Source organism: Nostoc sp., from assembly GCF_036916575.1.
Lineage (GTDB): Bacteria > Cyanobacteriota > Cyanobacteriia > Cyanobacteriales > Nostocaceae > Nostoc.
The window spans coordinates 34,449-48,666 of the sequence record NZ_JBALGC010000148.1 but is presented as its reverse complement, the minus strand read 5'-3'; the positions used below and the strand labels follow the sequence as shown (position 1 = coordinate 48,666).

At 42.1% G+C, this 14,218-nt stretch carries 16 protein-coding genes; 4 read left to right on the top strand and 12 right to left on the bottom strand.

Annotated elements, in window-relative coordinates; all coding sequences use genetic code 11:
- Positions 1 to 1,089 precede the first annotated feature (1,089 nt).
- From V7L29_RS33765 to V7L29_RS33755, 3 genes are all read left to right on the top strand, one after another.
- Positions 1,090 to 1,266: a CopG family transcriptional regulator gene (locus tag V7L29_RS33765; RefSeq protein WP_334692399.1), complete on the top strand. Its 177-nt coding sequence runs from the start codon at positions 1,090 to 1,092 to the stop codon at positions 1,264 to 1,266.
- A 274-nt stretch (positions 1,267 to 1,540) separates the two neighbouring features.
- Positions 1,541 to 2,977, top strand: coding sequence for a 9,9'-di-cis-zeta-carotene desaturase (gene zds / locus V7L29_RS33760; RefSeq protein ID WP_334692400.1), 1,437 nt, complete (start codon positions 1,541 to 1,543; stop codon positions 2,975 to 2,977).
- Between the two features lie 112 nt (positions 2,978 to 3,089).
- Positions 3,090 to 3,533: an SRPBCC family protein gene (locus V7L29_RS33755; protein WP_334692401.1), complete on the top strand. Its 444-nt coding sequence runs from the start codon at positions 3,090 to 3,092 to the stop codon at positions 3,531 to 3,533.
- A gap of 92 nt (positions 3,534 to 3,625) precedes the next feature.
- On the opposite strand, the gene V7L29_RS33750 is transcribed toward V7L29_RS33755, so the two are convergent.
- The 7 genes from V7L29_RS33750 to V7L29_RS33720 all read right to left on the bottom strand — a co-directional run bounded on the left by V7L29_RS33750 (position 3,626) and on the right by V7L29_RS33720 (position 7,517).
- Complete coding sequence (locus tag V7L29_RS33750; protein WP_334738223.1) at positions 3,626 to 3,997, bottom strand: hypothetical protein; 372 nt, start codon at positions 3,995 to 3,997, stop codon at positions 3,626 to 3,628.
- A gap of 169 nt (positions 3,998 to 4,166) precedes the next feature.
- Positions 4,167 to 4,385 carry a type II toxin-antitoxin system HicB family antitoxin gene (locus V7L29_RS33745; RefSeq protein WP_334692403.1) on the bottom strand — a complete coding sequence of 73 codons (219 nt, stop codon included), beginning with the start codon at positions 4,383 to 4,385 and terminating at the stop codon, positions 4,167 to 4,169.
- Entirely contained in the window at positions 4,378 to 4,590 is a 213-nt protein-coding gene (locus V7L29_RS33740) for a type II toxin-antitoxin system HicA family toxin (RefSeq protein WP_334692404.1), read from the bottom strand. The genes V7L29_RS33745 and V7L29_RS33740 overlap by 8 nt, the downstream gene beginning before the upstream one ends.
- A gap of 148 nt (positions 4,591 to 4,738) precedes the next feature.
- A complete protein-coding gene (locus V7L29_RS33735) occupies positions 4,739 to 4,975 on the bottom strand; it encodes a 2Fe-2S iron-sulfur cluster-binding protein (RefSeq protein ID WP_334692405.1) in 237 nt (78 codons plus the stop codon).
- A 130-nt stretch (positions 4,976 to 5,105) separates the two neighbouring features.
- Positions 5,106 to 6,584, bottom strand: coding sequence for a cobyric acid synthase CobQ (gene cobQ, locus V7L29_RS33730; RefSeq protein WP_334692406.1), 1,479 nt, complete (start codon positions 6,582 to 6,584; stop codon positions 5,106 to 5,108).
- 257 nt (positions 6,585 to 6,841) lie between these two features.
- Positions 6,842 to 7,042: a hypothetical protein gene (locus V7L29_RS33725; protein ID WP_334738222.1), complete on the bottom strand. Its 201-nt coding sequence runs from the start codon at positions 7,040 to 7,042 to the stop codon at positions 6,842 to 6,844.
- Between the two features lie 70 nt (positions 7,043 to 7,112).
- Positions 7,113 to 7,517 (bottom strand): Npun_F0494 family protein, encoded by a 405-nt coding sequence (locus V7L29_RS33720; RefSeq protein ID WP_334738221.1) that lies wholly within the window; start codon positions 7,515 to 7,517, stop codon positions 7,113 to 7,115.
- Between the two features lie 194 nt (positions 7,518 to 7,711).
- Between V7L29_RS33720 and V7L29_RS33715 the strand changes: the two genes are divergently transcribed.
- Positions 7,712 to 8,149, top strand: a complete 438-nt coding sequence (locus V7L29_RS33715; protein WP_334692408.1) for a peroxiredoxin — start codon at positions 7,712 to 7,714, stop codon at positions 8,147 to 8,149.
- 77 nt (positions 8,150 to 8,226) lie between these two features.
- Here the strand turns inward: V7L29_RS33715 and V7L29_RS33710 are convergent, their stop codons facing one another.
- From V7L29_RS33710 to V7L29_RS33690, 5 genes are all read right to left on the bottom strand, one after another.
- Positions 8,227 to 8,625, bottom strand: coding sequence for a hypothetical protein (locus tag V7L29_RS33710; RefSeq protein ID WP_334692409.1), 399 nt, complete (start codon positions 8,623 to 8,625; stop codon positions 8,227 to 8,229).
- 32 nt (positions 8,626 to 8,657) lie between these two features.
- The gene (locus V7L29_RS33705) at positions 8,658 to 9,545 is read right to left on the bottom strand and encodes an ABC transporter permease (protein ID WP_334738220.1); all 888 of its coding nucleotides are present in this window, start codon (positions 9,543 to 9,545) and stop codon (positions 8,658 to 8,660) included.
- Positions 9,546 to 9,635: 90 nt separating this feature from the next.
- Complete coding sequence (locus V7L29_RS33700) at positions 9,636 to 10,655, bottom strand: ABC transporter ATP-binding protein (RefSeq protein WP_334738219.1); 1,020 nt, start codon at positions 10,653 to 10,655, stop codon at positions 9,636 to 9,638.
- Between the two features lie 140 nt (positions 10,656 to 10,795).
- Entirely contained in the window at positions 10,796 to 11,770 is a 975-nt protein-coding gene (locus tag V7L29_RS33695) for a choice-of-anchor A family protein (protein WP_334738218.1), read from the bottom strand.
- A 756-nt stretch (positions 11,771 to 12,526) separates the two neighbouring features.
- Positions 12,527 to 13,999: an aminotransferase class I/II-fold pyridoxal phosphate-dependent enzyme gene (locus tag V7L29_RS33690; protein WP_334738217.1), complete on the bottom strand. Its 1,473-nt coding sequence runs from the start codon at positions 13,997 to 13,999 to the stop codon at positions 12,527 to 12,529.
- Positions 14,000 to 14,218 lie beyond the last annotated feature (219 nt).

The window sequence follows — 14,218 nt, the reverse complement described above, 5'->3', positions numbered from 1 at the left end:
ACCGAAAAAGATTGAAATCTACAATTATTTTTATGGAAATACTTAGGAAATAATAAATATTTACAACTATAAACTTTATTGGCAGTAATTTATATCTGACTTTAGATATAAAAAAAGATTTGCTGTCGGATTTTTAGTACAGTAATTGGCGAAAAATGATTTGTATAACCTCTCGATAGATGAATACTATGAATCGAAAAAAAATCGCTGAGTTTAAGACAAACTATATCGCTAGAGGAGGAAAGAACACATCTAAAATTTCATCGTGTCTTTACGGAGAGTTAGTGTAAAAGTATAAAACAAAACTAAAATACTGTTATCAGCAACAGTCAACTAACATCATATTTATTCTCGAAGCATTCATCTGTGTGAAATTACAGACAATGCTGTTAAAATTTACCACCATAATTGGCTATTTACACCCAGCAAACTGAGTTTTGTTCCCTTTTTTGTGGCTAGTATATGGCTACTATATTGGCACGGAAAAGCAATTAGCTTGATCGAGGGAAGGCAAAATTCATAACCGTTCAAGTAGTTATTAACTTCTTGGTTCCAGTAATGGGTGCAAATGGGCATTTGTTCTAGAATGATCGCTTATTTGCCTACTTTTAAGTGATTATTCACGACCTACTATAGACCATTAGAACCCGCCTGTAAATCAGCATTTCAGCAAGATAATGATTCTAAAGCTTTATTTTCTGGTGTTATACCAGATGTTCTCTCCAAGCAGGTTTGGCGAACTTGGTTAAGAGAGAAGGTCAAATGCTTTTGAGGGAGAATAACTTTATAAATCTTCATTGAGTCAACAGTAGATGTCTCAAATTCATTTATAAAATCTCATTCTCAGGCTTTACTCATGCTGTTAATGGGGTTATTATCTTCCAAACCAGCTATCTGCTGTTTATACTGTCAAAATAGTAACAAATAAAGTGTAGTTTTCTAATTTTTTTAGAAAATGATCAATCCTTTGACAAAAGGAACATTTTTAATATTAATGGTATTACTTGTTTCCTGAGACAAACTCTGATAATCTGATCGTTTTCCTCTTTACTTAGACCTTTTCGATGATCGAAATATACAGCAAATAGCATGATAATGACAAATAAAAAATGGGCCGTGAAACGTATAACAGTCAATCTCGCAATACAGGAAGCGGAAAAACTAGAAAAATATTGCGAACAAACAGGTAGACCCGCAACCGATGTGATTCGTGAACTGATTAGAAGTTTACCCGTCTCCGACGGCAGCAATGATGTAAATAGGTAAGAACATGCTTTTACAACTTACCAGATAACTGCTTTGCTACCAAAAAAAAGATATGATAGTTTTTTGAGTCCGCTGCAATGGACAAGAGTTTGTCTAGCTGATACAGACGCGTTTTTCTCGCGTCTGGTCAATTGGCGGGACTAAAAAGAGTGATCAAAGAGGTTTTAGTATCGACATTGCTATGCCTTGATATGGTCGTGGAGTTGATATTAAGTAGCAAATTCCGACACCAACCCAGTTACAATCTGTAAAGAAACTGAAAAGGAACGACGGAATGCGTGTTGCAATCGTAGGTGCGGGACTGGCTGGGCTAGCAACCGCAGTAGATCTAGCTGATGCTGGTTGTGAAGTAGAGATTTTTGAGTCTCGTCCGTTTGTGGGTGGTAAAGTTGGCAGTTGGGTTGATGGAGATGGCAACCATCTAGAAATGGGGTTGCATGTATTTTTCGGCTGTTACTACCAACTATTTGACTTGATGAAGAAAGTGGGGGTGTTAGAAAACTTACGCCTCAAGGAACATACCCACACTTTCATAAATAAAGGGGGCCGCACTGGTGCTTTAGATTTTCGCTTCCTTACAGGTGCGCCTTTCAATGGCTTAAAGGCATTTTTCACTACTTCCCAACTCTCGTTGCAGGATAAACTGCAAAATGCGATCGCTTTGGGTACTAGTCCCATAGTTCACGGATTGGTAGACTTTAACGGGGCGATGAAAACCATCCGCAAATTAGATAAAATTAGCTTTGCCGATTGGTTCCGCAATCATGGTGGGAGCAATGGCAGCATCAAGCGGATGTGGAACCCCATCGCCTACGCTCTAGGATTTATTGATTGCGAAAATATGTCTGCCCGTTGTATGTTAACGATATTCCAGCTATTTGCTGCCAGAACTGAAGCTTCAGTTCTGCGAATGCTGGAGGGTTCTCCCCATGAGTATTTACACAAGCCCATTCTGGAATATCTGGAAGTTAGAGGCACCAAAGTTTACATGCGTCGGCAAGTGCGGGAAATTCAGTTTAGATCAGACGAACAAACCCGTGTCACTGGGATAGTAGTTGCCCAAGGTGATACAGTAGAAACTATCACTGCTGATGCTTACGTTTTTGCCTGTGATGTTCCAGGAATTCAACGCATCCTACCCCACGAGTGGCGTAAGTGGTCAGAATTTGACAATATTTACAAACTGGATGCAGTGCCAGTAGCTACAGTGCAGTTACGCTTCGATGGTTGGGTAACGGAACTGAACGATGGAGAGCAACGTAAACAGCTAAATCATGCGGCCGGAATAGATAATTTACTTTACACAGCCGATGCTGACTTTTCTTGTTTTGCCGATTTGGCGTTGACTAGCCCTGCTGATTATTATCGCCCAGGACAAGGGTCATTGTTGCAGCTAGTGCTGACACCGGGAGATCCGTTTATTGCCCAAAGTAATGAAGCGATCGCGCAGCATGTCCTCAAGCAAGTCCATGAACTGTTTCCCTCGTCGCGGGAGCTAAATATGACTTGGTACAGTGTGGTAAAACTTGCTCAGTCTCTCTACCGAGAAGCGCCAGGGATGGACGCCTACCGTCCCAACCAAAAGACACCAGTAGATAATTTCTTCCTTGCAGGGAGTTATACTCAGCAAGACTACATCGACAGCATGGAAGGAGCAACTATTTCTGGACGGCGGGCGGCAAAAGTGATTTTGGAGACTTTGAAGAGATAACGTAGACACGCAGTGGCTTGCCGCAGGCTACCGCAAAGGGGAGGCAGCGCGGTCTTGGGGGTCTCCTCCATGAGGGACTGCCGTCGCAAAGGACGCAAAGGAAGAAAAGAGAATGTCAGATTGGTTAGAGCATACTGTGCAGGTAGAAGTAGAAGTTCCCATAGATTTAGTCTGGAGCCTTTGGTCTGATTTGGAGCAAATGCCCCGGTGGATGAAGTGGATTGATTCGGTGAAAATTCCGCCAGATAATCCAGACATATCTCTTTGGAAATTAAAGACGGGCAGTTTAGAATTTACTTGGAAATCCCGAATTCTCAAAGTTATTCCCAACCAAATTATCCAATGGGAATCGATTGATGGTTTGCCGAATCAGGGAGCGATTCGCTTTTATGATCGCCAGAATAGTAGCATTGTCAAAATGACCATTTCCTACGCCATCCCCGGTATTCTTGGCAAAATTATGGATGACTTGTTTTTGGGGCGGATAGTTGAATCGACGATTCAAGCTGATTTGGAAAGGTTTAAAGAATACGCGTTGAATGTTAAAGCTAATTGATATAGATAGCAAAAACAGGCAGTAGGAAACAAGGTATAAAAGTTTTTTACTGCTTAATGGAAAAATAGGGATTTTCTAATCGCGTGTCTTTATTACAAAGTAGAAGTTAGAGAGTGCTTTATCTTTTCTATAACTTGATTCAATCCTTTTGTATGAATCCAACCTACATAACCACCAAAAAGCATTTTCTTATTGCTATCAGCTAAAAAAATATGCTTGACGTTAGCTGGATTAATAAAAATTTTAATTACAGTACCATCTTTAAGAGTAAAAATAGGTGTTGCTCTTCTGAAATCTCTGCTGTGAGCTTGAGTCATACCTGGGACATTGACTAATATTTTAACAACTTTTTGAGCAACTTGAGAAATATTGGTAGCTATTTCTGCCTCAGTATTCCATTCTTCCAACCAATCTATTCCTTTTTGACTTAAGCAAAAACCTTCTTCAAAAAATCTTAATGGCACTTTTATTACCTCATTTAAATATGTATTTACAGCAAGCTAATTATTCACTCAACTATACAAATTTTTTAAATACAAAATAACCCTAATAATACACAAAAATAATATTTTAACCAAAGTAAGCTGTGATCGCACAAATTGTGCAGCATTAGTTACCACCTAGTAAGTTGCGTTAACGTACCCTACTTACTGTTGGTTCTGGAAGTGAATCACCTACAGCTTCGTAAGCAATAATTAGAGACTCTAAAGCTTCAATTCCATTTGCCACCGCTAACTCGTAAGTATCCCCATGAGTCCGCCAGCGTTGTCCTGGAAAATCAGGGAATCCTACCAAAAAGCAATCATCTTCTTCAGACCACTGAATAATCATTTGGTACTTAAGCTTACTCATCTTTTTCTTTCCTTTCTACTTCCTCAATTGCCTGTTTCACTTCTTTCTCTTGGTAGCGTTTAGCATCTGCTCCGTCTTTGCCTGAAATCGTAATTTTTCCACTATAGAGAGGATGCATCCAGTTAGTATGACTTCCTTTTCCTGGGACTTCTGTAAAACCTACTTGGGAAAGCATTTGCTTCAGTTCCCGGATTTTCTTTGGCATTAATTTTATTAAAAAATGCGATCGCTACAGTAAGAAACAATAGGTTAAAGTTTCTTGCTGTCTATCCAAAAAATCTAATCATTTATTAGATTTTTTTATGCATTAACTTGTTTTACTATACTATTCCTTGTCAATAACAGGGCCAACATTACCAAGTTGGGTCGCTAAACAAATTAATCGTCAATTCCTCGCGTGGCGGTACTGCGGTAATACAAGCGCGGATGATCTCTCCATCCTCTAATTCGACGGTGCAAGCGTGACAAGACCCCATCAGACAACCGGTGGGAATAAATACCCCAGCCCGGTCTGCTACATCCAACAGGGCTTCTCCCACTTCGGCATCTACTGTGACATCATCTGGTAAAAAGCGGACAGGAACAATCATCAATGTTACGTATTTTATTTAGTATTGACTCATAAGGGTTGTTCTTTGTCATTGGTCATTAGTTTTTTGTAAAGACAAATGACAAATAACGAGCTTAACGAAAAAATGTGCAATTTTTATGCACTTTAGCTTAAGACAAAAATGGAGTTAAGTCTAAATGGCTTTCAACTTCAATGGCTAAGGAATCCAAAATCTGCTCTCTCTGTTCCCGGTAGTTAGCAACACCGGTAGGTAAAGATTTTAAACCGCGCTGTTGACGAAGGCGATTTAACCAAGCCCGTCGCCAAGGGCCATTGTCAAAAAGCCCGTGGAGGTAACTTCCCCACACGGATTGACAACTATCCACTAACCCTAAATTAATATCATCAAATAGGGCGTGGTAGGATTGAGGATCTATCCCTTGCTGTTCAATGCGCGATCGCCCTTGGTGGATTTCAAAGCCAGTGACTGGCAAGCCCTGTTGCGGATAATTTGAGCTAACTTGGCGCTGGCGGGCGATTTTTTGTCCTGTAATTACAGTTCTGATTGGTAAAAGATTTAACGCTTGAAATCTGCCTGCTTGTCCTTCTATCCCTTCTGGATCAGCAATAATTTGACCGAGCATTTGATAGCCGCCGCAGATACCTAAAACTGTACCTCCAGAAGCAGCATAGTGTTGGATAGCTTCTGCCATGCCGCTTTTTTGCAGCAGTAGCAAATCAGCAATTGTAGTCTTTGTACCTGGGATAATCACGGCATCAGGATGTCCTAAATCTTGCTTAGGACTGAGGTATTTTACTGAAACTGTGCTTTCTGATTCCAGTGGGTCAAAGTCGGTGAAATTGGCAATTCTGGGTAAGCGGATGACGGCAATGTTGAGGTCAGCTTGGGCTTTATGCGATTCCCGTTCCAGCAAATCAAGGGAGTCTTCTGCCGGAAATACTTCTTGTAAGTAGGGTATAACACCGACAACGGGGATACCCGTGCGTTCTTCTAACCATTTTATTCCCGGTTCTAAGAGCGCTCGCTGTCCTCGGAACTTATTAATTACTACACCCTTAATTAAGGCGCGTTCATCTGGTTCCAATAACTCTAAGGTTCCAACGACATGGGCAAAAGCACCACCCCGGTCAATATCAACCACTAACATGGTTGGTGCATTCAAATATTTTGCCACCCGCATATTAGTTAAGTCGCGGTGTTTGAGGTTAATCTCCGCTGGACTACCGGCACCTTCACAAATCACCAAGTCAAATTCTGTTCCTAAATGCTGTAGTGATTCTTCAATTGTCCGCCACCCCAGTTCAAAATATTGCTCGTAGTAATCTGAGGCACTCACTTTTCCAACAGACCGGCCTTTGATAATTACTTGGGAAGTCATATCCCCTTGGGGTTTAAGTAAAATTGGGTTCATTTCTACCCAAGGCACGACTCCCGCTGCCCAAGCTTGTACTGCTTGGGCATAGCCAATTTCTCCACCACTGGCAGTGACATAAGCATTTAAAGCCATATTTTGACCTTTAAAGGGAGCCACTCGCCAGCCACGCCGCGACAGAATGCGACAAATAGCTGTAGTTAAAAGTGATTTCCCTGCATGAGATGTTGTCCCCACTACCATAATTGATTTCATAGTTACTATCAGTTTTTTAATATACAGGGTGAAGTTTTAGGCTATTGGGCATAGGGCAGGCTTTCACACAGGAGAATAACCCTATCCAATGCCCGATGACGCCACTTGCTAAAGAGCGGGAACGCTAAGAGCGAACAAGCCGGGAAACCATGAAGGCAGTTCCTCATGGGGGAAACCCCCAGACGCTCGATGACTCCAAGAGGCTGCGCTATCGCTCTACAGCCCTACGACAGGCATCCTACGGCGGGCGTCTCCCTTTAAAGAAGACCGGACTGCCGACGCTCGTACGTGGCTCTAAGCGTACCCCTGCGGGGAAGCAAGCTACGCGTAGCGTCTCGTTGGCGCAGCCCAAGGTAGAGAAGAGAAGCTATGCCGTAGGCTTTACGCTGCGCTAATACCAACGCAGTGGCTCCCCCATGCCCAATGCCCAATACCCCATCACATTGTAAAGACTTCATGAATAGATGTGATGTTTCCGTATATATTGTTCCCTTTGATTGCCTAATCCTAACTTTTTAGTTTTTTATTCTAAAAAGGTATCCGTAACCAATGAATCACAGCATCGGATAAACGATCGCGCCATGAAGGTGTCCGCCAATTCTTTCCCTGATATTGTTCCACCAACTGGCGTCCCAAAGGAGTAAGGCGAAAACTATCTGTAATTCCCTGACCATCGACTTCTCGCCGCAATACACCTACTTGGATCAGCCAGCCTAAGGCGTTATCACAGGCTAATTCTGATAAAGGGCGTTTAGTATAGCCCTGCTTGAGTCCATTTTCCAGGGCGATCGCAGTTAATGACACACTCTGGTGTCTCATCACTTCAAATAAAGATAGATTAAAGGGTGAACACACTAGCGATCGCTCGGCTCTCTCTACTGTGCTCCGAGGATAGACAAAAATATTTGGGTTTTGGGAATCAACAGCAGGCATTGTGTATGGGGAGAAATTTTTCTCCTAAGAAATATTAATTTCAGAATATATTTTTTCTTGTACCAGCTACCTGATTTAACCAAAATTAGCTATTTAAAATATAGTTATGCTATTTTTTAGTAATTATATTTAATCATTATAAATTAATGTAAAATTTCAAGTGCATCAACAATCTGAAACAGGAAAGGTTAATTATGCCTCTAGCAGTTGGTACGGATGCACCTGCATTTACCGCCAAAGATACAAACGGCAACACAGTCTCGTCATCTGATTTTGCCGGGAAGACAGTTGTTTTGTATTTTTACCCCAAAGATGACACGCCAGGCTGTACCAAACAAGCCTGTAGTTTTCGGGATGCCCAGTCTCAATATCAAGGTAAAGATATTGTAATCTTAGGAGTCAGTGCAGATGATCAAGTCTCCCATCAGGCATTCACCGAAAAATATAATTTGAATTTTCCCCTACTGGCTGACACCGACAAATCCCTCATCAAAGCTTTTGATGTAGATGGCGGCGGTTATGCCAAGCGTGTCACCTACGTAATTGACCCCAGCGGCAAAATTACCCATGTTGACGCTAATGTAAATACCACCAACCATGCTAGCGATATTTTAGCTGCACTTGGGCTGTAGTTTTTTACTTGATAACTAAGGATTTTTTAAATAATCTCAGCCCCAAGCCTTTAGGGCTTGGGGTTCTTTGTTTGAATTCAGTTACCTGATGCTGGTGTAACTGATCGTGGTGTAATCACTGGTTGTGTAACCGATGGCAAACTGGGAATTGCTTGCTGTTGTTGACCTTGAATTAATTTTTGTTGCCTTGCTTTAAAGGCTGCTGCTGCTGAGTTTAGTTGTTCGTTCTGTTGGTCAGAATTCCAGTTGAGAGTCCCGAAATTTGCCCGATGAATTAGGTCAAACATGTTGAAATTGTCTGAGTTTGAACGAGAGAAAGGATCGGTATTTTGGTCTGTTGTAGTAGTACTGGGAAAAGCATCCGTTGGGCTACTGATTTGAGCCGAACTTGGTTGAGCCATCAGCAAGGAAGCAAAGCTAATTCCTGCCACCGTAGCCACAAAGAGTCTAGGAATTTGTAAAAATGGTTTTTTCATGGGTTTTAACCCTAAAATTTCTCTATTTTATCTTAAGCAAGAGTCCGACGCAGTTGGGGTTGAATACTCACTAAGGCGACTAGGGCAAAGCCAAATAGCACCAGCAACGCTCCCCCAAAGGTAACATTACCCCAAGGGGCTTGCATCACTACACTACCTAGTCCCCAATTACTGTGGAGATACAGATAGCGAATTGGTTCGATCGCATAGCTGAGAGGATTCAGAGTAGCCACAACCTGCAACCACTGAGGCATGAAGGATAGAGGAGCCAAAGCAGTACTAGCAAATAATAATGGCAGATTAGTGACGAAAATCACTGCAATCAATTCAATGTGACCGGGTAGAGCAAAAGCTAAACCTAGGGAGATAGCTGTCACACCCAAAGCTAAGAGAAAGACAATTAGAGCGATCGCACTTAAACCTGCTACATCTGGTAGTCCAGCCCCCAAGAATGCCGCCGCCGCTACAATCACCGCTGCTTGCAGCAAACTTTGGCTGATGATGAAGATTGCTGAAGCAAAGACAATCGAAAACCGTGATGCTAAGGGTGCCACCAGCAAACGATTCAAAAAGCCGAACTCGCGGTCAAACATTACGGGCAAACCAGCATTCAGCGCCCCGGCAAAGGCTGTAAACACAATTATGCCGGCAGCCAAAAATTGTCCGTAATTTGTTGTATTGCCAAATATACCTTTGGGAGCATTTTGGAACAAAGCACCAAATAGTAATAACCACATTACTGGCTGAATAATTCCGGCAACCAATGTGGAGGGACGGCGTTGCAACTGAATAAACAAGCGACGAGTTAAAGCTAACGTCTCTTGTACCAATTCACCGAAAAAGTTAGGTGCAGGATTAGCGTCTGCTTGTGGCAATGCTAGCGGCTGCCAATTGATATCAGATTTAGGAGTAACGCTCATAGCAATTTTGGATTTTGGATTTTGAATTTTAGATTGAGGATTGGGGATTGGTAAGTATCTCCATGCCCTATGCCCCATGCCCCATTTCCCTTATCTCATATTCTGCTTTTTCTCAGCCTTGGGATCGCGAGTGGCAAAGGCTGCGAGTTCTGCATCCAACAAGGTGCGGCCTGTAGCGGCGAGATAAACGTCATCAAGACTAGGGCGAGATTGGGCGATGCCAAATATTGGTAAGCTAGCAGCATTCAGCGCTTGCTGTATGTTAATCAGAACATCATTTTGAGGTGTCACTACCAAGTTGAGGGAATTACCTTGAGCGCTATTGATGATCACTTCTTGGACAAACGGCAAAGGTTGCAGAAGGTTTTTGGCAATTTCTGCTTCCTGAATAGGGGAAAACTCGCGGATTCGTAAAGTGATGCGATCGCCCCCGACTTGATCTTTTAATTGTGAAGGTGTGCCACTGGCAATCACAACGCCCCGATCTATAATTGCCACGCGATCGGCTAGGGCGTCAATCTCTTCTAGGTAATGGCTGGTAATTACTACCGTCGTCCCAGAGGCGCGTAATTTACGCAGGAAATCCCATACCACAAAACGGGTTTCTATGTCAAGCCCCACAGTTGGCTCATCTAATACCAGAACATCTGGTGCATGGAGCAACCCAGCAGCCAAGTCTAGGCGCTTGCGTAAACCGCCAGAGTAGGTTCCTGTTTTTTTATTGGCGTATTCTTGCAAACTGAGTAAATCTAATACCGTTTCAATACGCTGTTTGGCTAATGCGCCTGGGAGGTGATAAAGTGCTGCTTGCAATTGCAGCAGTTCTTTTCCAGTCAGCACCTTATCTATAGCGACTTCCTGAGCTACATAGCCTAGTCGTTGTCTTGCCACTTTCGGATTATCTAACACAGAGATGCCAGATACTTCGATTTTGCCAGCATCCGGTGTGCTAAGTGTACACAAGGCACGCAAGGTAGTAGTTTTTCCAGCACCGTTGGGGCCAAGTAAACCAAAGATTTCTCCTGATTCTACCTGAAAGGAAACATCTTGGACGGCGACCACTGTACCGTAGCGTTTTTGCAGATTTTGAATTAAAACGGCGGCAGCCATGACAGCTTATCCCCAACTATACAAATCTCAATAAAGTCTATCTTTATTGTAGAAGGTAGGGAGCAAGTAAATAGCGCATGAGCGAAAATATGTAAACAAGTTCGCCTCATGCGCTATGCTGCCAAAAATTTATGATTATTTTAAACAAGTCCTTGATTGCGTTTGTGGCGAAATAAACCAAATACTACAGCAATTAATCCTAAACCTGGAAGATTTGCAGGCTCTGGAACCTGAGTATGGGTGACAGGCTTAGGCGGAGTGTAGTACTTAGTTGGGACATCCGGCAGATCACCATTAAACAGATAGTTGTGAGACTCGCCATTTCCTGTCAAAGAAGCTACCACCACGTTGCCGTTAGCTTGACCATTACTGAAATTGAAATTAGCCAAAGGAGCAAGAATACTACCTAATATGCTAATCCCACTGGCAGTTATGTTTGTCGCTTCATAGAAGTTGTAGATCACCTTTTGTTTATCTGTGCCAGTGATATTGAACCCAAAGTTTTGCAGCGACACATCCTTACCACTGATATTGACTACAACAGTCGAATTTGCATCCCCACTGATTCCAAAAGAGTTTGTCTTGGAGACAGATGATCCGGCAACATTAAAAACATTCAAGGCAGTACCACTGCCACTAAGGTTAATAGCACCCCAAGATTGAACTGTTGTTTTACCAGTAGGAGTTAAGGTTGCCAAATATTGAGATAGCCCTCGCAATTGTTTCCCTGCTTCATTGAAGTCGATGGGATTGCCCTTGGTGAAAGTTCCCTGTGGAAATCCCTCATTCTTGGACACATTGGCGCTGCCTCCGTAGACTGCATTACCGTGGTAGACTTGACCGTTGCTCAGAGTTAAGTTTTTTCCAGCTACTACTACGTTGCCGCTATTGCCAGAAAGTTTGCTTCCGAGTCCGCCGACGAAATTCACGTTCCCGCCAGCAGCAAGTTTTCCTTCAATATCTGTATATTTTTGAGAGATATCTCCCAAAACAAATACATTGTAATCAGAGGCTGCGCCTAACTCAACTGCATTTGCTCTTGCTGAGAAACCCAGTGCTAGAGTGACTACAATTGGAGCTGCTACTCCCCAAAAATAATAGGTTTTTGATTTCATTTTTTATTTTAGGAATCATCAACATTATCCTATAGATATAAAGAAAAGATGACATTAGTCTGCGGGACATTTTCATTGAATTTTCATACCTGGCATAACTACTATATATTTTTCTCTAAATTATCTGCTCAACCGCATATTTACTGTTGACTGCATGAATTAACTTTTTATCAACAATAATTTAGGAGTTAGGAGTTAGGACGTTATTTCAAAATTTTCAAAATTTTCAGGCTAGTGTCATTGCAACCACTGATAAATCCCCTCATCGCTTGGATTTGTTGTAGATAATCAAAAATGGATTTCGTAATGACTTATCCCGGCATTAACAAGGAAATTCCTGGAGGATAGGGACCTTTCTTGTAGAAGGTGGAGAGCAAAGTTGATCTGGATTTACAGCTATTTTCAGGTAAATAGACCACGCTCTACGGGCACAGCATTGCTGTGCCCCTACGACAGATGTGGTTCAAATATATGAAAACTGCTGTAAAGTTGCTTTATCAAGCAATTCAACAATAGGTACAGCTAGAGCAGAGGAGCAAAAAGAATTTTTCTCCTTTGCCCCTTTGCTTCTTATTGACAAAATTGGTAATTGAGCAGAACCTTACTAAGGAAAGAACAACTGCTGCTACGAACAAAAAATTTATCTTCATTGATTTAAATTTATTTTTAAGATAGGATTATTTAGGTAAGTTTGACAAACGAGGAACCATTGTGAGTAATAGTTTCAAATTATTATCCTTAAATTTACCATATAAGTCATTCTTTTACTACCTTTAGGGTGCGTAAACTACTATCAGCACAACCACTGATCAATCCTCCCATTGCCTGGATTTGTTGCAGATAGTCAAGGACGGGTTTGGTGATGACTTCTCCCGGCATTAACACAGGAATTCCTGGGGGATAGGGACAGACGATTTCGGCACAGATGCGTTTATTGGTCTTTGTCAAAGGTAGTATTTCACTAATAGCAAAAAAGGCTTCACGGGGAGAACAACATAAAGCATGACACTGTGTAGTGAAAAGCTGCTGCCAAAGATGGCTTTTAACAGTTAAGTTTGTTCGGTGATATTCTTTGGCAAGAGTGGTGAAACCTTGCACTAATTGCTCAATATCGGCTGAGGTGTTGCCCAAACTAATGATAAAGGTGAGATGTTGCAGTGAGGCGAATTCAGCAGTAACAGCAAATTTTTCATCGAGAATTTCATCTACCTCAAATCCGGTTAAACCTAAACCAGAAACAGTGACAGTTAGTCGCGTTTCGTCTAAAGCCATAAAGCCAGGAGATCCCCCCAACTGAGGCATTTCTAAAACTGATAATCCAGGAATTTGACTGATTTTTGTTCTGGCTTCATCAGCAAGTTGCAAAGTGCGAGACATTAACATTTTTCCGTAGAGTGCCATTTGCTGACGGGCTGCATCTAAAGAAGCTAAAAGTAAATAACTAGGACTGGTAGACTGTACAAGTTGCAAAGCTTTACTGATGCGATCGCCATCTATCCTATTCCCTTGGATGTGCAGCATCGATGCTTGTGTCATTGCACCGAGTACTTTGTGGATGGATTGTACAGTTAAATCTGCACCTGCGGCTAAAGCTGGAGTGGGTAATTTTGGATGAAAAGCAAAGTGTGCCCCATGTGCTTCATCTACAAGTAGAGGAATATTATATTGATGTGTAATATTGGCGATCGCACTCAAATCTCCACAAACGCCGTAATATGTTGGGTAAACTGTCAACACTGCTTTGGCGTCTGGATGTTGTTGGAGTGCAGATTGTACAGCATTGGGCGTGATGCTGTGAGCAATATCTAAACCTGGGTCGTATTCAGGATTGAGAAAAATGGGTATTGCACCAGAGAGAATTAAACCAGCGATCGCAGAAGAATGTACATTCCGAGGCAGAATGATTTTATCACCCGTGCCACAGGTAGCGAGAATTGCCGCTTCAATACCACAGGTAGAACCATTGACAAGGAACCATGTTTGCAAAGCGCCAAATGCCTCAGCCGCCAGTTGTTGTGCTTCTTGAATAACGCCTTGGGGTGCAAAGAGATTATCTAAATCTGCTAATTCGGTTAAATCAGCCCGAAAGACGGCTTTACCAAATAAATCAGCCAAGGATTGAGAAATTCCCTCACCTTGTTTATGTCCGGGAGTATAAAAAGGGGCATGGGGTCTTGCTGCATTGGCTTTTAAGGCATCTAATAAGGGTGTTTGGTTTTGATTGAGCATTTTTGAAGAAACAAAGCGCAAGGACGCAAAGAAAACAGCACAATATTAAGGTAGAGTCTAATCTTATAAACAAAATCAAGACTTAGTAGAGCATTTCATTAAACCTTTTGCATAAATCAAAAATTAAGAATTCTACCCCGCATTTGCTGACGCAAACGCTCCTCTAAGAGCTTGCTCTTAAGGGTTGGGGGTGGGGTGGTAGGGATTTTTGCAAGAGGT